Consider the following 21,948-nt stretch of genomic DNA (forward strand, 5'->3'; position numbering starts at 1 on the left):
ATGAAATAATTATTGAAGTAGCTCTTTTAAAGCTGCAAGGCGAGGATCAGACTCGGCCTGATCACAGCCGCAGTCTTTTGTGTTTCGATTTGTTCCGCATTGGGGGCACAGCCCCTTACAGTCCTCCCTGCAAAGAATCTTAGTGGGAAATTCCAGCAGGATATCCGACTGCACCAGCTCGTCCATGGCAAGTGTTCTGTCTTCCACCAGGAGAAACTCATCGGAGTATTCTCCCTCCACATGGCTGACCAGAACATGTTCAAATTCCATTGCAAAGGGACGGATCACCGGTTCCAGACATCTGTCGCATACGCCGTCATACACAAACTCAGCAGTATAGCGAAGCGTTACCACACCCGCGCGGTTTCGAATCTCCCCGCGGACAGCGACAGGTGTTTTCAGCGGACACATTTGTCCCAGCTCCCACCCGGAAAGGTCTAGCTCATAGTCCACTTTTAGAGCTTCGCCCTCCACATCAAAGAGCTGTTTTAGATCAATTAACATAGTTCACCTCTTGTGCCACGGAATCTATTATAATATTCTGCCGAGGGTTTGTCAACGGAAACTTGGGCTTTTTTCCGATTTCTTTGCCCTTTTCTCCTTCTCCGGCCTCTGCACAGATCTATCTTTTAAACCAGGCGCTTGATCAGGTCCTCTTTTTCGCCATAGAGCATGTCGATGACCGGAATCTCGATCATGGTATAGCAGCCAGGAGTCTGTTTCATACCGGCACGGGCGACGGCCACCAGGATCTGGGCGGTGAGGGCAGGATTGTTAATCTTCATATCAAACTCGAACAGCTGATTCTGGGTGGTGCCGGACACGCCTTTGCGGGTCATATGGACACCGTGTCCCTTATCCAGGAGGGCATCCACACTGTCAACCGCGATAACATGGGTCTCATCGTTGACAAAATAAGGATCCGCTTTGATCCGGGCTGCCACATCCTCATAAGCATACCCATCCTTCAGTTCAATATACACCATCCGGCGATGGATGCCAGTGCCCAGGGGGATGGTCATAGACAGCGCCGCTTTCACTCCCTCAATGGCCTTGACGGCGACAGTATGGCCCATACTCATACCAGGGCCAAAGTTGGTGTAGGTGATGCCTTTGGGAGCCGCTGCTTCTAACAGTGCCCGCACCATGGAATCAGAACCCGGATCCCAACCGGCAGAGATAATGGAGGTTTTTCCGTGCTCCTTTGCCACGGGATCAAGCTGGCACTTTAAGTCCCAAATGTTGGTGTGGATATCGAAGCTATCCACCGTATTCATGCCCAGCGCCAGATATTTTTTTGCCTCCTCCGGCACCGAGCGGGTAGGTGTGCACAGAAATGCCACATCCGGCTTTTCAGGCAGCTTGTTGACGTCGTCCACCACAGGGATATCTCTCAATTCTGCCGGCTGCTCTCCGGCGGCGTTTCTGCGCACAATCCCCACCAGCTGAAAATCGGGAGCCGCATACAAGGCCTCCAACACCGACTTACCAATATTACCGTAGCCTACAATGACTGCTTTGAACATGATCAGTTCCTTCCTTTCGCCACACCATCCGGTGCAAAATTTCAGGTATCCATCTTTCCCCTTTGTCTCTTTAAGGGTAAAGATCCGGATACCACTCCCCAAGGGATTCCGGTTTTCAATATACCCCATCCCCTCTGGCCCGTCAAGAGAATTTCGCGGTGAAACTGCAAAAAAGGAGCGAAACCTATGGGTTTCGCTCCTTTTCCTCAGAGTAACAGGACGGTCCATCCTTAGATGATGAACTTTGTAATGGAATCGGGAATTTCTGATTTGTCGCAGGAAACGGTAAAGATCAGGTTCACATTCTGGCCATGGAGGCTTTCCAGCTTCTCCACCATAGCGGCGAAAGCAGCAAGATCCCGGCCTACAATTTTGAGGGTTGCATCGATGCACAGATCGGTAATGTCATAGTTGCCGGCCAAAAGCCCGCACAGGAAGCCATAAAAGGCATCGCTGCCGCTGACATTGTAGTCGTCAATATCAATAAGACGAACCTTCATATCCAGGTCGTAGGTAAGTTTCAGTCCTTTTTCAATGCATACCACATTGCCATTGGAGGTCTGCGCAGCTTCATTGACCATATGAATCAATGTCTTTGTTTTTCCGGAACCCTTATTTCCAACGATTAGCTTTATCATGTGAAATTCCTCCCTTTAAAATGGACGAGGACGCCCATTTTTCTACAGTGTCATTTTTTACTTCTTAGCCCAGATTTTACCTTAACTTAATGAAAATCAAAGCTTCTTTTCATAACCATACAATATTGGGCCCATCTTGTCAAATTATTTCAGCTTTTCAAGGAGCTCTCCCTGCAAATCCTCGTAACCGGGCTTGCCAAGCAGGGCAAACATGTTCTTTTTATAGGCCTCCACGCCCGGCTGGTTGAAGGGATTGACCCCCAGCAGATAGCCGGAAATAGCGCATGCTTTCTCAAAGAAGTAGATCAGATAGCCAAGCTCATGTTCATCCATACCGCCCACTTCCAGCACCATGTTGGGAGCGCCGCCCTCTGTGTGGGCCAGGATGGTGCCTTCAAAAGCCTTCTGATTGACCACCGACATGTTCTGCTCCGACAGGAAGTTGAGCCCGTCAAAGTTGGCCGCATCCGGCTGGATGTACAGATCAGACTGTGGCTTTGCAAAATGGACCACTGTCTCAAACAGGATCCGGGAGCCATCCTGAACAAATTGACCCATAGAGTGCAGATCGGTAGAGAAGGTAACCGATGCGGGGAACAAACCCTTGTGGTCCTTGCCTTCACTTTCGCCAAAGAGTTGCTTAAACCATTCGTTCATCATGGTAAAGCAGGGCTCATAGGTGACCAGAAGCTCCACAGATTTGCCTTTGCGGTACAGGCAGTTGCGCAACGCCGCGTATTTGTAGCAGTCATTCTTTGCAAGATCGGTGTCGCACAGGGCGTCCTGGGCCTCCTTGGCGCCGGCCATCAGCGCGTCAATGTCGCATCCAGCTACGGCGATGGGGAGAAGTCCCACTGCCGTCAGCACCGAGAAACGGCCTCCCACGTCATCGGGGATGACGAAGGTCTCATAGCCCTCTTTGTCAGAAAGCTCTTTCAGCGTTCCCCGAGCCTTGTCGGTGGTAGCATAAATCCGGCTCTTTGCACCTTCCTTACCATATTTTTTCTCCAGGAAGTCCCGGAAAATCCGGAACGCCAGAGCAGGTTCGGTGGTGGTACCGGATTTGGAGATGATATTGACGGATACGTCTTTGTCTTTACAGATGGAAAGCAGGTCATTAAGATAAGAAGGACTGATGCTGTTGCCAGCAAAATAGATGTCCGGCGTATCCTTCTTTAAGTTGTTGTAAAGTGGGGATTTGAGAAACTCGATGGCTGCCCGGGCCCCCAGATAGGAACCGCCGATGCCGATGACAATGAGGATGTCGCTATCCTTTTTAATCTTTTCCGCCGCGGCTTTAATGCGGGCAAATTCCTCTTTGTCATAGTCTGTGGGCAGGGTAAGCCATCCCAAGAAATCATTGCCAAGTCCTGTCTTTTCGTGGAGTGTGCGGTGGGCCGTTTCTACCTGAGCCTGCATGCCGCACAGCTCATGATCCATGATAAAACCCTTCAGATGTTTCGTATTTAAAGTGACAGCCATTTGACTTCCCCTTTCTGCTTTTCCGTCGATTTTTATACCGATACCATCCTTTAGATGGTATACTTTATTTTACTCTATCAGGTCATATTTTTCAAGTATTGGATTTCACTTCGATATATTTTTGTTGAGTTTTCACATATTTCTAGAGCGATTATCCAACCATGGCTTTAAAAAGGATGCACAGTGCTCTCGGAAGGGTCATTTTTTCCACACTTTGGCTCGCCACCATAGGGTAAGTGAGGATTTTCTCTTCCCCCAGCTTGACAATCACCCTCCCTACCGTCTGCCCCTTTTCCACAGGAGCGCTGACCTGTGGCATCAATTCGATCTCCTGGGTGATCTCCTGGGATCTCCCTTTCGGCAGCACCAGTGGTTCGGGAGGCTGTGGTTCCACCGTTACCTCGTTCTCCACGCCTCCTGTCACCTTCACCGGGGTTTCCGCACTCATAGGCTGGATATTTGCCAGCTCATAGTTGGCAAAGCCGTAGTCCAACAGCTTTTTTGCCGTATAAAAACGTTCATCACTGGTAGCGCTGCCCAAAGTCACTGCAATGAGGGTCATCCCATTTCGGGTGGCGGAAGCAGACAGGCAGCTGCCGGCTCCATCGGTGGTACCGGTTTTCAGCCCTGTGGCCCCATCATAGTAGCGGATCATTTTATTGGTGTTGACAAGCTGGGTTTCTCCGCCCCGGAGAGAGTCCATCCAGATGGTAGTATACTCCAAGATTTTTGGGTGCTTGAGTAGTTCCATGGACATAATGGCAATATCCCTTGCCGTGGACAGATGCCCCTCGGCATCCAGACCATTGGTGTTCTTAAACACCGTATTTTTCATGCCAAGTTCCTGCGCCCGCTGATTCATCATCGCCACAAATGCTTCCTCGCTGCCAGCCACATATTCAGCCAGGCAGGTGGCGGCGTCATTGGCGGAGGAAACCGCCGTTGCTTTGAGTAGGTCGTGTACACTCATCTGTTCATTGGGCTCCAGCCATATCTGACTCCCCCCCATATCCGCCGCATGTTGGGAGCAGGTGACCATATCGTCTACCGTGATCTTTCCCGCGTCAATGGCTTCCATGACCAGAAGCAGGGTCATAATTTTGGTAATAGAGGCGGGGGGATATTGCTCATCCGGGTTATAGGAATACAGAACCTCTCCGGTAGACTGCTCCAGCAAGATCACCGACTTGGACCGGATATCCACTGTACCCTGGTTTGGATTGTCCTCCTGGCCGGACTGGGCACCGCCCTGCGGCGTCTGATCCCCCTGGGTGGTTTCGGGGGTACTCCCTCCACCCGGCGCCACCGTCGTGGTCGTGGGGGCCATTGTTTCCTCATCCTCTCCGGCGGCATAAGCCGCTGGGGAAAACACACCGATACAAAGAGAGCATAGCAAAAGACAAGCCGCTATACGAGATTTCACCTTCATCACCGCACCTCCGCTGCATAGGACAAACCGGGCACTGGATTCATAACCGCTGTGCCCTGGCTGAAAGCCGTCGCCATCTGTCTCTATAAGGATGGCCCGCTTTTCTTCATTTAGTACATGTTTATGCGGAGAATGTCACGATATGCGGCCTTCGGAAAAACAAAAAACCATACCTTTGGAAGACGCTTCGTAAAGAAGTTATCACCCAAATTTCTTGACTTGTTTGGATTTGGATATCAAAATCCGATGCTCGCTATTCTTATGGATTTGCTGAAATAATCGGTATACAATTTTTTTAAAAGGAAATAACCGAATGATTTTTAAAAAATCATTCGGTTATTTATTAATATCTTCAGTTGTTAATAGATAAAGGCAAATTTATGAAATCCACCAAACTCCCTCTACCGATTTATTTAAGCAACCAATCTCTTCTGAGAGAGTATTGCCTGCAAAATCTTTTATAATGATGCGATTGTAGTATTTATATGCATCCGTTGCACGATCATTTTTATCATCCCAACCTTCTTCTACCCATGTCTCTAAATAAACCTTGCCATTTTCTATTAAAATTACCGATTCATGCTCATTAAGTGGAAATGAAATTTTATCCGGATAGTAGCAGTGAAAGCCTTCTTCTGAATCTTGGCTGATAATATAGAGCGGATTACCAATGATCATTAGATTATATAAGTTCACTTCCCCCATGTTTAATTCCGTGACCTTTTCCAGAACTTTTTCCGGGATATATCTGTATAAGGTTACTTTCTTATTGTCGTAATCACCTTGCAAAAAGTATAGAAACCCTTCTATATATACGGGATCGCCATAAATAATATTTCTTTTTTTATCAAAAGGTTTATATACATTCCCACTATGAAAATCATAAATTAGTAATTCCGAACCTTGATATCCTCCTCGTTCAGCCCACTTAATCAAGTCATACAAATCTTCAAAATCAGATTGAGAATATCCAAATCTATCTTGCCCATAGATTTTTTCTATGTATCTACCTTCAATCCTATTGAATTTCTTTATCACTTTATGCCCTCCTGAAATTGAAATTCATATGTCGAATATACAAGTAAAGTAAAAATATCGGCAAGCGTATTATGTAAAACCAAAGGGAGAAGCTACTTCCCTATGTAGCCTCTCCCTTGCAGGTCTATTTTTCTTCGTGATTTATGCCGCAAATTTTTTAATCTCATCCAGGAACTTGTCGCAGTCGGTAGCATGAATGTTGAGTTTGATGGACTTGGACAAATCCAAGCTGAAGATACCCATGATGGATTTAGCGTCAACAATGTGCCGGCCGCTAACCATGTCCACATCAAAGTCATACATGTTCACGATTTTCACGAATTCCTTTACATCGTCAATGGATTTGAGCGCGATTGTGATCTCTTTCATACTGTCTGCCTCCTTATTTTACCTCTGTCATGCCAACGGAGTTGTCCGTTGGTTTTTGGAAAATAGCTATAATTACAATATATCAGCAGTCCAGTTTTTAGTCAACTGCTAATTGCAAAAGCTTATGGTATTGTTTATAATAATAGTATCCAAAATAGGTGCAAATTTGATAAATTTTTTGAAAATAATTTTTAAAGATATTTTTTCAGCTTTTGAAGCAATTTTGATCAGGGGGTATTATGAGAGTACACTTTACCACCCTTGGATGCAAGGTCAATCAATATGAAACTCAAATTCTTGCCCAGTTATTTTCCCACAATGGCTTCGATGTGACGGATTCTCCCGACGGTGCCGACGTCTATGTAGTCAATTCCTGTACCGTCACGGCTACCGGGGACAAAAAGACCCGGCAGTCCATCCGGAAGATGAAGCGGGAGCATCCCGGTGCTTTAGTAGTCCTCACCGGCTGTTATCCCCAGGCTTTTCCCGAGGAAGCCGCCAAGATCACCGAGGCGGATGTCATCACCGGCTCCTATAACCGCAAAAGTATTTTTCCCGCCCTGCAAAAGGCAATGGCTACCGGAGAGCGGGTGGTGGACATCACCCCTCATGCCAAGGGAGAGGCTTTCGAACCCATGTCCGCCTCCTCCTTTATGGAACGAACCCGGGCCTTTGTCAAAATCGAGGATGGCTGCGACCGGTATTGTTCCTATTGCATTATTCCCACTGCCCGGGGACCTATCCGCTCCAAGCCTTTGCAGGAGCTAAAGACAGAGCTTTCCGCCCTTGCCCAAAACGGCTACAAAGAAGTCGTGTTGGTGGGCATCAACCTTTCCTCTTATGGCCGGGATCTGGGATGCCGGCTTATCGACGCGGTGGAACTGGCCTGTTCCATTGACGGTGTCAAGCGGGTGCGGCTGGGATCTTTGGAGCCGGAGCTTTTAACCGGCGACGACATCCGGCGGATGGCCGCACAGCCTAAGTTCTGCCCTCAGTTTCACCTGTCTCTGCAAAGCGGCTGCGATGAAACCCTCCGGCGGATGAACCGGCACTATGACAGCGCCGAATATCTGCGGATTGTCGGCGATCTGCGCGCCCACTTTCTCAACTGTGCCATTACCACCGATGTCATGGTGGGCTTTCCCGGCGAAACGGAGGAAGAATTTGCCGCTTCTCTGGATTTTGTCCAGCGGGTGGAGCTTGCAAAAGCCCATGTCTTCGCCTATTCTATCCGTCCTGGTACCCGGGCGGCCTCCATGGACGGGCAGATACCCGCCAAGGTCAAGGAGGAACGTTCCCATCAGATGATGGCCGCCGCTGCTAAAACCCGCAAAGCCTTTCTGGACCGGCAAAATGGGCTGATCGAACAGGTCCTCTTTGAGACAGGCCATCACGGTGTCTATGAAGGCTATACCAAAAACTACACCCCTGTGCGGGTATCCTCCCCCATCAGTCTGCAGGGTTCTCTTCATCTTGTAGAGATCGGCGACAACGACGGGGAAACCTGCGAGGGAAAATTATTGGAGTAAAGGCAGGCGCCTTTTCATACAAAACGCTAAGTCTCCCTATCCTTCCCCTAGGCGGGAGGCTTTTTCATCCCAAATGAAAACACGATAATAGGAGAGTAACAAAAATGGCTGTTTATCGCATCTATGTAGAGAAAAAGCCCAAATTCGCCGTCGAGGCAGATTCGGTACTCCAGGATCTGAAAACCTCCCTGCTCATGGACAGTGTAAAAAGTGTCCGCATTCTCAATCGGTACGATGTAGAAAACATCGATGAAACCGACTTTGAAAACGCTAAGCACACCATTTTTTCCGAGCCGCAGGTGGACACCATCTCCGCCGGATTGCCTGTCATTTCCCAAAACGACAGGATTTTTGCGGTGGAATATCTGCCGGGACAGTACGACCAGCGAGCCGACTCCTGTGCCCAGTGTATCCAGATTTCCACCCAGAAGGACCGTCCTCTGGTCCGTACCGCTCGGGTCTATATCCTCTCCGGCCCCATTTCCGACCGGGAGTTTGCCCAGATTAAACACCACCTCATCAACCCGGTAGAAAGCCGGGAGGCCAGCTTGGATCTGCCGGACACCCTCCAGATCCCCTATGACATTCCCACCACAGTGGAAACCCTGGAAGGCTTTATCCACCTGAACAAGCAGGAGCTTGCCGATTTTGTGAAAAATTACGGCCTGGCCATGGATGAAGATGACATCAAATTCTGCCAGGATTACTTTAAAAATACCGAACATCGGGATCCCACCATCACTGAGATTCGGATGATTGACACCTACTGGTCCGACCACTGCCGCCACACCACCTTCCTCACCAACATTGACGACGTGGAAATCCAGCCGGCTTATATTAAAGAGACCTACGATACCTACCTTCACTATCGGGATGAGCTTTACACCAAACAGGGCAAGAATAAGCCACAGACCCTCATGGATCTGGCGGTCATCGGCGCCAAAATCCTGAAGGCCCAAGGAAAACTACAGGATCTGGATGAGTCGGAGGAGATCAACGCCTGCTCTGTCAAGATTAAGGTGGACGTGGACGGAAAGCTGGAGGACTGGCTCCTCATGTTCAAAAACGAGACCCACAACCATCCCACCGAAATTGAGCCCTTTGGTGGCGCGGCCACCTGCTTGGGCGGCGCTATCCGTGACCCCCTCTCCGGCCGCAGCTATGTCTATCAGGCCATGCGGGTCACCGGCGCCGCGGACCCTCTGGTCCCTGTCTCCGAAACCATGGAGGGCAAACTTCCCCAGAAAAAGCTGGTGGTGACAGCCGCCAATGGCTACAGCTCTTACGGTAACCAGATCGGCCTTGCCACCGGGCATGTAGCCGAGGTCTATCATCCGGGCTATGCGGCCAAACGGTTGGAGATCGGCGCAGTCATCGGCGCTGCTCCGGAAGAAAATGTGGTGCGGGAACGTCCCGCCCCTGGCGATATCATCATCCTGCTGGGTGGCCGCACCGGCCGGGACGGCTGCGGTGGCGCCACCGGCTCCTCCAAGTCCCACACCCTCCAGTCTCTGGAAACCTGCGGCGCAGAGGTCCAGAAGGGCAATCCTCCGGAGGAGAGAAAGCTGCAGCGGCTCTTCCGGGATCCCAAGGTCACCCGGATGATCAAGCGGTGCAACGACTTTGGCGCCGGCGGCGTTTCAGTAGCCATCGGAGAATTGGCGGACGGCCTGCGGATCAACCTGGACGCCGTACCTAAAAAATATGACGGATTAGACGGTACAGAACTTGCCATCAGTGAAAGCCAGGAGCGGATGGCCGTGGTCGTCGATAAGATGGATGTAGACGAATTTATCGCCGCCGCTTCCAAAGAAAACCTGGAGGCCACCGTTGTTGCCGTGGTAGAGGAACAGCCCCGGCTGACCATGGAATGGAACGGCAACGTCATCGTTGATCTTTCCAGAGAATTTTTAAATTCCAACGGCGCTTCTAAACATACCACCATGAAGATTCCGGCCCCAGAAGTTATTGCTGGAGCAAAAGCATATATCGGCGACACCACCGGCAAGTGGTGCGCGCACTTAAGCCAGCTCAACGTCTGCCAGCAGAAAGGCTTGGTGGAACGCTTTGACTCCACCATCGGCGCCGGCACCGTACTTATGCCCTATGGCGGCAAACGGCAGCTTTCCCCGTCCCAGGCCATGGCCGCCAAGCTGCCTGTCCTTTCTGGGGAAACAGCCACCTGCTCCATCATGGGCTGGGGCTTCAACCCTGACCTAAGTGCCTTAAGTCCCTACCATGGAGCCATGGCGGCGGTCGTAGAATCCATCGCCAAGGTCATCGCCGCCGGCGGCAGCTATAAACAGTGCTGGCTGACCTTCCAGGAATACTTCGAGCGGACCAAAAACGATCCAGAGCGCTGGGGTAAGCCGATGTCCGCCTTGCTGGGAGCTTTGAAGGCCCAGCTGGAGTTGGGCTGTGCCGCCATCGGAGGCAAAGACTCCATGTCCGGCACCTTTGAAGATCTGGATGTCCCCCCCACCCTGACCTCTTTTGCTGTATCTGTGACCAACACCAGCCATATCGTTTCCACCGACTTTAAGGAGGCTGGACACAACGTCTGCCTGATCGCTCCCCGCTATGACGACAACCACCTGGTGGACTTTGACGATCTGAAATCCATCTGGAACCAGGTAGAAGCCGCCATCAGCGCCGGACAGGTCAAAGCGGCCTGGGCCCTTTCTTACGGCGGCGTGCCTGAGGCTGTCGCCAAAATGTGCTTTGGCAACGGCCTTGGCTTCCGCTTTACCGACGGCAAAGCCGCCAGCCTGGATATTTCTGAGTATTGGGATGGCCTCTACGGCGGTTTCCTCCTGGAAATGGCCGAAAGCGCTCCGGCTGTGGGCAAAGTTATCGGCCAGACCATCTCTGAGTACCGCATCGAAACCCCGGATGGCGTCGTGGATCTGCAGCAGGTGCAGGATGCCTGGCAGCAGAAGCTCAACCCTGTCTTCCCCTGGACCATTACACCTCGGACAGAAGCTGTAAAGCGTTTCTCCTTTACCGCTTCCTCCTGGCCTGCACCGGCCCAAAAGGTCGCCAAACCTCAGGTGCTGATTCCTGTATTCCCCGGTACCAACTGTGAATACGATATGGCCCGGGCCTTTGAGCGGGCAGGCGCCAAGCCGGAGATCTTTGTCATCCGCAACCTGACCCCCTCGCAAATTGAGGATAGTGTGGCCCAGATGGCCAAACTCATCGGCGAAAGCCAGATCATTGCCATCCCCGGCGGTTTCTCCGGCGGCGACGAGCCGGATGGCTCCGGCAAGTTCATTACCGCTTTCTTCCGCAATCCCTCCATCAAAGAGGCGGTTCACACCCTGCTGGGACAGCGGGACGGCCTGATGTGCGGCATCTGCAACGGCTTCCAGGCACTGGTCAAACTGGGGCTGATTCCCTTTGGTGAAATCAGGGATATGGACGAAAGCTGCCCGACCCTTACCTATAACAAAATCGGCCGACACCAGTCCATGCTGGTTCGCACCCGCATCGCTTCCAACAAATCTCCCTGGCTGATGCACACCAAGGTGGATGATATCCACACCATCGCCATCTCCCACGGCGAAGGCAGGTTTATCGCCTCTGAGGAGCTTTTGAGCACTATGGAGACCAACGGACAGATCGCTACCCAGTATGTGGATTTTGACGGCAATCCCACCCTGGATATCCGCTTTAATCCCAACACCTCTGTCCACGCCATCGAAGGCGCTACCTCTCCTGACGGCAGGGTCTTCGGTAAAATGGGCCATTCAGAGAGATACAGCCTAGGTGTATTCCAGAATGTCCCCGGCGATTTTGATCAAAAAATGTTCCAGGGCGCCGTGGATTATTTCGCAAAATAGGCGTTTTTGTGACAACATTATGTATCATTAGACAAAATAAAAACCCAGCGTATAAAATACGCTGGGTTTTTTGTTTGTCTCACCGGAATCGCGTAAAAGATTTCAAAAAAGATAAGGACTTCTTAAATAATTTTGAAATTTTTACCTGAGCCATTCACAGGACCTCAAAAAACAAGTATACTGTTTGACATACCTTATTTTCGTCCTATCGGCATCAGAAAGAGTCGGAGGAAAACAATAAAAACTTGGCAACATCGAGGCCCGCGGGCTGGACGGTACAGAAAAAGTCCCTCGGTTGGGGGCAATATCCCGCATTGTGAGCGTTTGCACCGCTTGACCCAGCGCAGAGGGCTCTCTCACTTTGTTTTCAAAGAAATTGTCCCGGCGGGACATTCATAGTGTATGCGCAAAATCGCAAAAATTGCAAAGAAAATGATGGTGTAATATCTGTATTTTTTGAACAGATATTACAACAGAGAAAGGCCGTTTTATATGTCATCTGAAAAAAAGCAACACCGGCTTACGCCTTGGCAGATTGTGGCCCTTGTTCTTGTCATCGTCATCCTCATCGGTGCCACAGTGGCTGCATTTCCCTTTGTTTCTTCCCTGGCAAAGCCGGAAAATTTGGAAAATTTTAAAAACACCCTGCGTTCCTTCGGGATTGGCGGTTTCTTTATCATTTTAGGTCTGCAAATCCTGCAGGTAATTCTCGCTGTCATCCCAGGCGAACCCATTGAATTATTGGCAGGCGCCATGTTTGGCACCTGGGGTGGGCTTCTGACCTGTTATCTGGGCTTGCTTCTAGGATCCGGAGGGATTTTTTTGGCCGTTCGCAAGTTTGGTTATCCCTTATTGACCAAGTTTGTCAGCGAAGAAAAATTGCAAAGCTACAAATTTTTGCATAACACCACCCGGCTGGAAACCCTGATTTTCCTCTTGTTCTTTATCCCCGGCACCCCCAAGGATGTGCTGACCTATGTGGCGGGGATTACCCCCATCTCTATGGGACGTTTTCTCCTTCTTTCCCTTTTCGCCCGGATCCCTTCGGTGATTTCCTCCACCTTTATCGGTTCTTCTTTCATCGAGGGGAATATCCTGACTTCCGTCCTGGTCTTTGCCGGGGTGGGAATAATCGGTATTGCCGGTATCTTCATCCACAAAAAAATCATGGCTAAACTGCAAAAGGAAAAGTAAATGATATTTTTCTCCGAAAAAGGAGGGACATGATGTCCCTCCTTTTTTATCGCTTTCATATCTCTGTCATTCACAAAGCCGATCTAATCAATAATTTTCCAACCGGCGCTGTTTTCGCAGGGCATGACGTTTAGCTCCCGCCTCCCATTCCTGCCGCTCCTCCTCCGTCTCTAAAATAAGCCGAGGTACCGGCACCGGATGTTCATTTTCATCCAAGGCTACAAAGACCAGGTAAGCGCGGTTGACCATCTTTCGATTGCCGTCCAGACTCTCCACAAAGGTGTCTACCCGTACCTCCATGGAGGTGCGGCCCACATAGGTAATCCGTCCCGACATGAAGATGGTGGAGTTGACATGGGCAGCCGCCTTAAACTGGAGATTGTCCACCGACGCCGTAGTCACATTGCAGTTTGCATGCCTTCTCGCCACCACGGCGGCTAATACGTCGATCCACTCCATCAGCACACCACCAAAAAGCCGCTTATAACCGTTGATATGCTGGGGCATAAGAATATGGATTTGTTCTGTATAAGAATCGGAAACTCTTTTTTCTGCTTGCATTCTGATCTCCTTCCTTTATTTTGATCGCCGGCCCGGCCTGTGTCTGCGTCCTTTTGGGGGGCGTTTGCGCACCGAATAGCCAAAGGTCCCCAAACGCTCTCCCAGGCCGTAGTAGGTACCATGCGCGTATCCCACAAGCCCGGCACGTTCCAAATGGAGCTTTCCCTCTTTGTCAATCAGGCTTTCCTCCACGTCCATGGCCAAAATCTCCGCTAGGAACATGTGATGGGTGCCAAGCTCTATGATTTCTTTGACCTGGCATTCCAAGCTTAGGGGGCTTTCCCCCAAAACCGGCGCCGACACCTTCCCGGCCGGAAGAGCCGTTAGACCGCAGGCGGCCAGTTTATCCATATCCCGTCCGCTTTTAACCCCGCAAAAGTCGGCGGCGCGAACCAAAGCGGCTGTCGTCAGATTGATGACAAATTCCCCTGACTCTTTGATCAGGCCATAGGAGTATCGCTGGGGGCGGATGGATACATAGGTCATGGGAGGCTTTGTATTGACAATACCGGTCCAGGCCACGGTGAGGACATTGGGCTGTTCCACACTGCCGCAGGTGACAAGGGCCGGCGGCACCGGTCCCAGAAGGGTTCCCGGATTCCAAAGGACCTTACCCATGGCTTCTCCCCCCCTTTTTTAATCTATGAAATAGGTTCACAGCTGCTTCCCGCTTTCTTTTGGTCTGCTGGGGATCTGGAAAGTAATCCTTTCCGTCAAAAAGGAGCCAGTCCCCTTCCTTGGCGCCCTGCGGGAGAAGGTCCACCGGGATTTCCCGCCGTGTACCGTCCTCCTCCTGGCAGACTGCAATGGTTTCTTCTATGCGGTCGATACCTATAGATTGCACCAAAAATTCCTCCTTACGCAGCTTTTTGAGTTTCCACCGCTATATTTTCCCCGTCGGTTAGAAAGGCAATGGAACCCTCCCAGTCCGTGCGGTGGACTTCAACCCCCATGGCCGCGAAACGGGCAAGGGTCTCCTCATGGGGATGTCCGTAATCATTGCCCTCCCCACAGGAGATGGCCGCGAAACTGGGGTTTACCTGATTGAGGAACTCCTGGCTGGAGGATGTGCTGCTGCCGTGATGTCCCGCCACCAGCACGTCGGCGGAAAGGTCTTCCCCGGAGGCCACCATATCATCCTCTGCTTTCTTCTCAGCATCCCCGGTGAAGAGGAAAGACCGCTCTCCGTAAGTCATCTTGAGCACTGCGGAAATATTGTTGAGATCATCATATTCCTGCAGCGGGCCCAATACCAGAAAGTGGGCGCCACCCACATCGAAGGAATCCCCAGGCTCTATGATCGTAATCTCCAACCCCTGATCCTCGACAGCAGTGAGCACATCCTGGAAAGTCTTGGTGGTGGGCATGATACTGTCCGGGATGTCAGGCATCATGACCTGTTTGACCTGCATGTTTTCGATTATGTCATCCGCACCGCCAATGTGGTCGGAATGTGGGTGCGTCCCCACCAATACATCAATGGTATCCACGCCCTGGCTTTGGAGATAATCCATCACTACAGAGCCCTGATCGTTTTCTCCCGCGTCGATGAGCACATTGCCGCCATCGGTTTTGATCAGGATGCTCTCCCCCTGGCCCACATCGATAATGTGGACGGAGATGCCGTCCTCCATATCGCCGCCGATGACCGACTGGCTTTCGCTCAGCCCAGCCTTTTGGAAAATGTCGTCCCAGGTGGGCATGGGAAAGGGCGGCTGTGTATGGGACGCCACCGTCACCAGGATACAAAGGAGGGCCAAAATCCCCCCAATGAATCCAAGAAGGGTCCGCCGCTTTCTTCTGTATCGGCCCACCTGCTATCCTCTCCCCCTCTTCTGCCGGTTCTTTTCTCTCCGTTGGTTCCCTCTTTGAGAAGTATTGCCCTGCCGTCCTCTGCCATTTTTCCCTTTGGCCGTCGTCTTCTGGGCGGCCTGCGCCTTATACTTGGCATTGGGATCATAGGGGGCGCTGACCAGACAGCCCGGCCCTTTTCCAATGAGATCCTCCCGGCCGGCGGCTTTTAAGGCTTTGATGACAAGATGGCGGTTTTGCGGCTTAAAGTATTGCAACAGTACACGCTGCATCATCTTTTCTTCCGGCGTACGGGGGACATACACCGGTTTCATGGTGTTGGGGTCCAATCCGGTATAGAACATGCATGTGGAGACGGTACCGGGCGTGGGATAAAAATCCTGCACCTGCTCAGGATGGATGTTGTTTTTCTTGAGAAAGAGGGCCAGCTGAACCGCGTCTTTCAGGGTGGAACCAGGGTGGGAGGACATGAGATAGGGCACCAGATACTGTTCCTTCCCCGCCCGTTTGGTTGCGCGGTAAAACTTTTTTTGAAACTCCTCGTAGGCGGAGATATGAGGCTTGCCCATCATGTCCAGCACCCGGGCGCTGCAATGCTCCGGAGCCACTTTGAGCTGGCCGGAGACATGGTGCTCCACCAGTTCCTCCAAAAAGCGGTCGTCTTTATCCCGGATGACATAGTCATACCGGATACCGGAACGGATGAACACCTTTTTGACCTTGGGCAGCACCCGGACCTTCCGCAATAGCTCCAGGTACTCGGTATGATCCACCTGCAGGGCAGGACATGGTTGTGGCGCCAGGCATTTTTTGCCCTTGCAAAGCCCCGCCTTCTCCTGTTTTTTGCAGGAGGGATGGCGGAAGTTGGCGGTGGGGCCGCCAATATCGTGGATATATCCTTTAAATCCGGGAAGCTGGGTCAAAAGTTTCGCCTCCCGCAATACCGACTCCTCACTGCGGGTGGTAATATACCGCCCTTGATGGAAGGCGATGGAGCAGAAATTGCAGGCGCCGAAGCAGCCCCGGTTGTGCGCAATGGAAAACTCCACCTCTTTGATGCCGGGGACACCGCCTAATTTCTCATACTCCGGGTGATAGGTGCGGCAGAAATCCATGGCATAGACCCGGTCCAGCTCCGGTGTGGTTAGGGGCAGGCTGGGCGGGTTCTGCACCAGGTAAAGTTCCCCATGCTTTTGGATGACAGCCCGGCCTGTTACATGGTCTTGCTCGTCGATCTGGATCTTGCAGGCTCTGGCATAGGTTTGCTTATCCGCCCGCACCTTGTCAAAAGAAGCGCAGGAGACCGCATCGGTAGGCAGTTCAAACTGGCGGCAAAGATAGCAGGTGCCTCGGATGTCCCGAAGGGTGGAAACATCCTCCCCGGCGGAAAGCCTCCGGGCGATTTCCTCCGTCTGATGCTCCCCCATGCCAAAGGAAAGCAGATCGGCACCGGAATCCACCAGAATAGAGGGGCGGACCTCATCATCCCAATAGTCATAGTGGGCAAACCGGCGCAGCGACGCCTCTAGGCCCCCCAGAATGACAGGAACATCCGGATAGGCCTCTTTGATTAGCTTTGTATAGACGATAACCGCCCGATCAGGACGGCGTCCCGCTTTGCCACCGGCGGTGTACTGATCGTCGCTGCGCTTTCTCTTGGCGGCAGTGTAATGGGCTACCATGGAGTCAATATTCCCCGAAGTGACAAAAAATCCGTACCGAGGGCGGCCTAAACGGGTAATATCGGTGAGGTTTTTCCATCCCGGCTGTGGAATGACCCCTACCTTGTACCCCAGGCTCTCCAAAAGACGGGAGATGATGGCGATGCCAAAACTAGGGTGGTCAACATAGGCGTCACCGGTGACACAGATAAAGTCTAGTTCATCCCAGCCACGGGCCGCCATATCCCGTTTGAAAATGGGTAGAAATTCAGCCATAAAACGCTCCTATTCCTGGTCGCAAAGAGCGGCGAAGTTGCTCCGCCGCTCTGCTATTGTTTTCGTCCATGTTTCATTTATTCATCCCGCTGCAGGTTCATTTCAATCCACTGCTGCCGTGTCATCAAAACCTGCCGGGGCTTGCTGCCCTCAAAGGGGCCTACCACACCCCGCTGCTCCATCTCATCGATGAGCCGGGCCGCCCGGGCATAGCCCAGCTTCAGCCTTCTCTGCAGCAGGGAGGTAGAGGCCTGTCCGGCCTCGATCACACATTCGATGGCTTTGGGTAGCATCTCGTCCTCCTCAGAGAAGCCGCCTCCATCGCCGCCGCTGTTCTTTTCTGCCACTGCCTGCTTTTCGATTTCCTCCATGACATTCTCGTCATAGTCGGCGTCCTGTGCCTCCTTAACAAAGGCCACCACCCGTTCCACCTCGCTGTCCGAAACATAACAGCCCTGGACACGAAGTGGCTTGGACATACCCACGGGATAAAACAGCATATCGCCCCGTCCCAAAAGCTTTTCCGCGCCGCCCATATCCAGAATGGTGCGGGAATCCACCTGGGAGGAGACGGCAAAGGCGATACGGCTGGGGATGTTGGCCTTGATGACGCCGGTGATGACGTCTACTGAAGGCCGCTGGGTGGCGATGACCAGATGCATTCCCGCCGCACGGGCCATCTGGGCCAGACGGCAGATCGCGTCCTCCACCTCGTTGGGAGCGGCCATCATCAGGTCTGCCAGCTCGTCGATAATGATGACGATTTCCGGCAGGGGTTTAAAGTCCTCTTCTTCCTTGGAATTTGCCAGCTTATTAAATCCCTTGAGATCCCGGACACCGTTGTCGGCAAAAAGCTTGTACCGGTTTAGCATCTCATTGACCGCCCAGTTAAGGGCGCCGGCGGCTTTCCGGGGATCGGTGACCACCGGGACCAGCAGATTGGGGATGCCATTATAGACGCCCAATTCTACCACCTTGGGGTCCACCATCAAAAGTTTGACCTCGTCCGGGGTCGCCTTATAGAGCAAGCTGATAATAATGGAGTTAATACACACCGATTTACCGGAACCGGTGGCGCCGGCGATGAGCATATGAGGCATCTTTCCTATATCCGCTACGGCAATATTGCCGGAAACATCCTTGCCCAACGCAACCGTCAGCTTACTTTTGCTGTTTTCAAACTCTGGGGAATCAATAATTTCCCGAATGCCCACAATCCCCACATGCTTGTTGGGCACCTCGATGCCCACCGCAGGCTTTCCGGGGATGGGGGCCTCAATGCGCACCCCGGCGGCGGCCAGGTTCAGCGCAATATCGTCGGCCAGGTTGGTAATCTTGCTGATCTTGACCCCGGGGGCGGGCTGCAATTCATAACGGGTCACCGCCGGGCCCCTGGCTATATCGATAATACTGGCCCGGACACCGAAGCTTTTCAGGGTCTCGATGAGGATTTCCCCGTTTTGCTGCTCATTTTCATCCCCAACCCGGGCAGGTCCCGGCTCCTTGAGCAGGGTGATGGGAGGCTTGGGGTGAACAGGGGCAACCGCTTCTGTTACAGCCCCGCCTAGGTCGAACTGGAAGCCATCGTCCTTTGCCCCCTCCTTCTTCACCTCCACCGGCGTATCCTCCACCTCAAAGGGCGGGATCGAAGGCTCCTGGGATTCCGGCTGCCGCTCCTCCGGCGCGTCTAAAAGCTCCATCGGGTCCGGCGCCTTGATGGGAGGCAGCTCTTCCACCATCTCCATCGGCTTTTTGGCCGCTTCCTCCCGGGCTTTTTCGTTTTCCCGGCGTTTTCTGCCACTTTCCTGCGCCTGACGTTTGAGCAGCTCCGCCTCTGCCCAGGCCTGTTCCTCTTCCACCGTCATGGCGGCAGCTCCAGTGCCTTTAGGCGCTTCCACCGGATGGGCCGGCATATATTTGGACTCCTTATCCAAAGGTACGTCGATGTTAAAAGAGGCTTGCGCTGCCCGCTCCTCCTTTTCCTGGGCCTTTTCAATATAGGCTTGCTCCATCTTCTTCACCGGCTTTGCCGCTGTCTTAAACAGATCAAACAGGGTAAACCCGGTCAGCACCATGAGAAAGACAAAGATGAGCAGTACAATGACAACGCCCGCGCCTACACTGCCCAAAAGGGAGGTCAAAGGCAGGGCGAATAGAGCGGAGGCAAGCCCTCCGCCCGACAGGGTCTTGCCCTGTTCGAACAGAAAGCCCAGCTTATCCCACAAGTTTTCGCCTTGGACCACATTGTCCCCAAAGACCTGGGTAGCGGCACAGATGAGCAGGAGAAGTACCCCTGCCTGCCACACCTTATGGCTGAGAAGCATGTCCTTTTTATCCATGGTCACCGCAATTGCAATGACAATGCAAATAGGGCCGATGAGCCAAGCGCACCAGCCAAAGAGGCCGAACATCCCGTTATGTATCCATTCCCAAACGTTCTGTCCCTCGATAAATGACAGGCATATGAACAGCAGCCCCAGGGCAAACAGGATGATGGCGCCAATCTGCTGCCGGGCCCGGCGCTCCTGCTCCATCTTGGCCCGCTTTTGTGCCGCAGTCATCCGCTTGGCAGGCGGCTTTTTCTTCCCAGTAGCAGAGGAACGGCTCTGGGTTTTTCTTTTTCCAGTTGAACTTGCAGGCATGTGTGAATCCCTTTCCTTTATGGACTTCATAAAGACAACCATAGCGCCGCAGGATGCTCCGGCGGCGCTGTGTGTCTTTTTCTATCACGTCAATCAATTAAATCCAGCCAAAAAAGGCGGCGATATTCTGTCCCAACGCCATTTCGATGAGAGCCACAATAATTACTATGGCCCCTAGAATCAGGGTATAATAAGCAAAAATCTTAAACTTATTCTCTTTCAGCAGCCACTGGACCATCTTAATGGCCAGAAAGCCCACCACAGCGGAGACAACCACGCCAATGATTAAGGTGCCGATCCCAATGCCTTGGGTTCCCTCTTTCACCGCGTCGCCCAGCTCTACCAAATTGGCGGCCAGTACAGCAGGGATGCCCATGATAAAGGAAAACTTGACCGCATATTCTTTTTTCAGCCCGCACATCAGCCCCGTGGAAATGGTGGAGCCGGACCGGGAGACGCCGGGCAGCGGCGCAATGGCCTGTGCGATACCGATGGCTACCGCATCGGCATAGCGCATGTTTTTCGCAGTTTTACGGCCATCCATCCGCCGGTCTGCAAGGAAGAGAAGGGCCGCTGTAATCAAAAAGCAGATACCCTCCGCCAAGATGCTGTTATCCGCGGCAAGGCCCGCATAGAAGTCGTTGAGAAGCAGATAGGCCGGAATCAACGGAATCAGGGAGACGATGAGCAGAAGAATCATTCTCCGGTAAGGGTTGAGCTCCTTCAGCTTAAACCGGCCCCGGAAGATATCCCCCAGCATGAGGAAAAACTCCACAATCAACCGCTTGATGGTAGGCCAGAAGGCGATAAAAACGGCAATGAGGGTGCCAAGATGAAGCATGATGGAGAAAAACAGGCCAGATTCCCCGCTCACACCGGTAAAATGCTGAACCAGGGACAGGTGCCCCGAACTGGACACCGGTAAAAACTCGGTCAGGCCCTGGACAATGGCCTGAAAGATGGCGTTAAGAATGGACAAAGCTGTTACCTCCTATGTAGCGGCCCTCAAAGAGCCGTGTGTTGGGGATCAATGTTATCAATGAGCACCTGCTGTCCCGGCGCGAATCTGGGATTTAAATAAGCGGCCGGATCGGTAGAAACCAAACGGGAGATGGTCATACTCCTGCCCTGGAGCACCCCCAGGACCAAATGGCCCTCGACTCGGGCGGCAGTACAGCAATAAGCGCTCATTTCGGTGGGAAAAATCAGTTCCGCAGGCTGGGTCGTATGAAGGATCATGCTTGACCGCCTCCCCTGCTTTCCTGAGAAGACGGCTTTTCTCCCGCGGAATTTTCTTCTTCCTGGGACTCAATTAACTCATACAGGCAGGAGATTGCGTCGGAAAGGCCTCCCAGATGGTCGATAAGCCCTTCTTCCACAGCGGTCTCACCGTCGAGGACGGTGCCTACATCCATGACAAGCTCCCCTGTGTTCATCATCAGCTCCCGAAAACGTTCTGGAGAGATGTGGGAATTGTCGGTGACAAAACTTACAATCCGCTCCTGCATCTTGTCAAAATAAGAGAGGGTCTGAGGCACACCCAGCACCAGCCCGCTCATCCGCACCGGATGAACTGTCATGGTAGCAGAAGGCGCAATAAAGGACTGTTTGGCGCTGCAGGCCAAAGGTACGCCGATAGAATGTCCCCCTCCCAGCACCAGGGACACGGTGGGCTTTTTCATCCCGGCGATGAGTTCCGCAATGGCAAGGCCCGCCTCCACATCGCCGCCAACGGTGTTGAGGATGATCATGAGTCCCTCGATCTGGGGATCCTGTTCAATGGCCACCAGCTGAGGAATCACATGCTCGTATTTGGTGGTTTTATTCTGAGGCGGCAGGATATAGTGCCCCTCGATCTGCCCCACAATGGTGAGACAGTGGATGACATGTTTGCCGCCCACCGGGGTCACCGAACTGGTCTCAATGATCTGGGACTGCTGGGCCGACAT

At 52.3% G+C, this 21,948-nt stretch carries 19 protein-coding genes; 3 read left to right on the top strand and 16 right to left on the bottom strand.

The window, feature by feature from the left end; translation table 11 throughout:
• Positions 1–9: 9 nt before the first annotated feature.
• From WGC32_RS06250 to WGC32_RS06280, 7 genes are all read right to left on the bottom strand, one after another.
• Positions 10–504 carry a YceD family protein gene (locus WGC32_RS06250; RefSeq protein WP_191482980.1) on the bottom strand — a complete coding sequence of 165 codons (495 nt, stop codon included), beginning with the start codon at positions 502–504 and terminating at the stop codon, positions 10–12.
• A 125-nt stretch (positions 505–629) separates the two neighbouring features.
• Positions 630–1,526 (bottom strand): diaminopimelate dehydrogenase, encoded by an 897-nt coding sequence (locus WGC32_RS06255; protein WP_342681066.1) that lies wholly within the window; start codon positions 1,524–1,526, stop codon positions 630–632.
• Between the two features lie 230 nt (positions 1,527–1,756).
• A complete protein-coding gene (locus tag WGC32_RS06260; RefSeq protein WP_191482979.1) occupies positions 1,757–2,164 on the bottom strand; it encodes a hypothetical protein in 408 nt (135 codons plus the stop codon).
• A 144-nt stretch (positions 2,165–2,308) separates the two neighbouring features.
• Positions 2,309–3,646, bottom strand: coding sequence for a glucose-6-phosphate isomerase (locus WGC32_RS06265; protein ID WP_342681067.1), 1,338 nt, complete (start codon positions 3,644–3,646; stop codon positions 2,309–2,311).
• 151 nt (positions 3,647–3,797) lie between these two features.
• Positions 3,798–5,075 carry a D-alanyl-D-alanine carboxypeptidase family protein gene (locus WGC32_RS06270; RefSeq protein WP_342681068.1) on the bottom strand — a complete coding sequence of 426 codons (1,278 nt, stop codon included), beginning with the start codon at positions 5,073–5,075 and terminating at the stop codon, positions 3,798–3,800.
• A gap of 378 nt (positions 5,076–5,453) precedes the next feature.
• Entirely contained in the window at positions 5,454–6,113 is a 660-nt protein-coding gene (locus WGC32_RS06275) for a hypothetical protein (RefSeq protein ID WP_342681069.1), read from the bottom strand.
• 141 nt (positions 6,114–6,254) lie between these two features.
• Positions 6,255–6,482, bottom strand: coding sequence for an HPr family phosphocarrier protein (locus WGC32_RS06280; protein WP_191482975.1), 228 nt, complete (start codon positions 6,480–6,482; stop codon positions 6,255–6,257).
• Between the two features lie 239 nt (positions 6,483–6,721).
• Here WGC32_RS06280 and mtaB point away from each other — a divergent pair, with 239 nt between their 5' ends.
• From mtaB to WGC32_RS06295, 3 genes are all read left to right on the top strand, one after another.
• Entirely contained in the window at positions 6,722–8,011 is a 1,290-nt protein-coding gene (mtaB, locus tag WGC32_RS06285; protein WP_342681070.1) for a tRNA (N(6)-L-threonylcarbamoyladenosine(37)-C(2))-methylthiotransferase MtaB, read from the top strand.
• Between the two features lie 104 nt (positions 8,012–8,115).
• The gene (locus WGC32_RS06290) at positions 8,116–11,853 is read left to right on the top strand and encodes a phosphoribosylformylglycinamidine synthase (RefSeq protein WP_342681071.1); all 3,738 of its coding nucleotides are present in this window, start codon (positions 8,116–8,118) and stop codon (positions 11,851–11,853) included.
• 492 nt (positions 11,854–12,345) lie between these two features.
• Positions 12,346–13,047: a TVP38/TMEM64 family protein gene (locus WGC32_RS06295; protein WP_342681072.1), complete on the top strand. Its 702-nt coding sequence runs from the start codon at positions 12,346–12,348 to the stop codon at positions 13,045–13,047.
• An 87-nt stretch (positions 13,048–13,134) separates the two neighbouring features.
• Here WGC32_RS06295 and WGC32_RS06300 read toward each other — a convergent pair whose 3' ends face one another.
• The 9 genes from WGC32_RS06300 to WGC32_RS06340 all read right to left on the bottom strand — a co-directional run bounded on the left by WGC32_RS06300 (position 13,135) and on the right by WGC32_RS06340 (position 21,948).
• Entirely contained in the window at positions 13,135–13,608 is a 474-nt protein-coding gene (locus WGC32_RS06300) for a hotdog domain-containing protein (protein WP_191483206.1), read from the bottom strand.
• Positions 13,609–13,623: 15 nt separating this feature from the next.
• Complete coding sequence (locus tag WGC32_RS06305; RefSeq protein WP_191483205.1) at positions 13,624–14,226, bottom strand: flavin reductase; 603 nt, start codon at positions 14,224–14,226, stop codon at positions 13,624–13,626.
• Positions 14,219–14,452, bottom strand: coding sequence for a DUF3006 family protein (locus tag WGC32_RS06310; RefSeq protein WP_191483204.1), 234 nt, complete (start codon positions 14,450–14,452; stop codon positions 14,219–14,221). The genes WGC32_RS06305 and WGC32_RS06310 overlap by 8 nt, the downstream gene beginning before the upstream one ends.
• Positions 14,453–14,465: 13 nt before the next feature.
• A complete protein-coding gene (locus WGC32_RS06315) occupies positions 14,466–15,422 on the bottom strand; it encodes a ComEC/Rec2 family competence protein (protein ID WP_342681073.1) in 957 nt (318 codons plus the stop codon).
• Between the two features lie 3 nt (positions 15,423–15,425).
• A complete protein-coding gene (locus WGC32_RS06320) occupies positions 15,426–17,357 on the bottom strand; it encodes a YgiQ family radical SAM protein (RefSeq protein ID WP_342681074.1) in 1,932 nt (643 codons plus the stop codon).
• A 77-nt stretch (positions 17,358–17,434) separates the two neighbouring features.
• Positions 17,435–19,999 (bottom strand): FtsK/SpoIIIE family DNA translocase, encoded by a 2,565-nt coding sequence (locus tag WGC32_RS06325; protein ID WP_342681075.1) that lies wholly within the window; start codon positions 19,997–19,999, stop codon positions 17,435–17,437.
• 97 nt (positions 20,000–20,096) lie between these two features.
• Positions 20,097–20,978 carry an undecaprenyl-diphosphate phosphatase gene (locus tag WGC32_RS06330; RefSeq protein ID WP_342681076.1) on the bottom strand — a complete coding sequence of 294 codons (882 nt, stop codon included), beginning with the start codon at positions 20,976–20,978 and terminating at the stop codon, positions 20,097–20,099.
• Positions 20,979–21,004: 26 nt separating this feature from the next.
• A complete protein-coding gene (locus WGC32_RS06335) occupies positions 21,005–21,238 on the bottom strand; it encodes a YlzJ-like family protein (RefSeq protein WP_342681077.1) in 234 nt (77 codons plus the stop codon).
• Complete coding sequence (locus tag WGC32_RS06340; protein WP_342681114.1) at positions 21,235–21,948, bottom strand: ClpP family protease; 714 nt, start codon at positions 21,946–21,948, stop codon at positions 21,235–21,237. The genes WGC32_RS06335 and WGC32_RS06340 overlap by 4 nt, the downstream gene beginning before the upstream one ends.

It is taken from the genome of Zongyangia acetica (assembly GCF_038739695.1).
Lineage (GTDB): Bacteria > Bacillota > Clostridia > Oscillospirales > Ruminococcaceae > Zongyangia > Zongyangia gallinarum.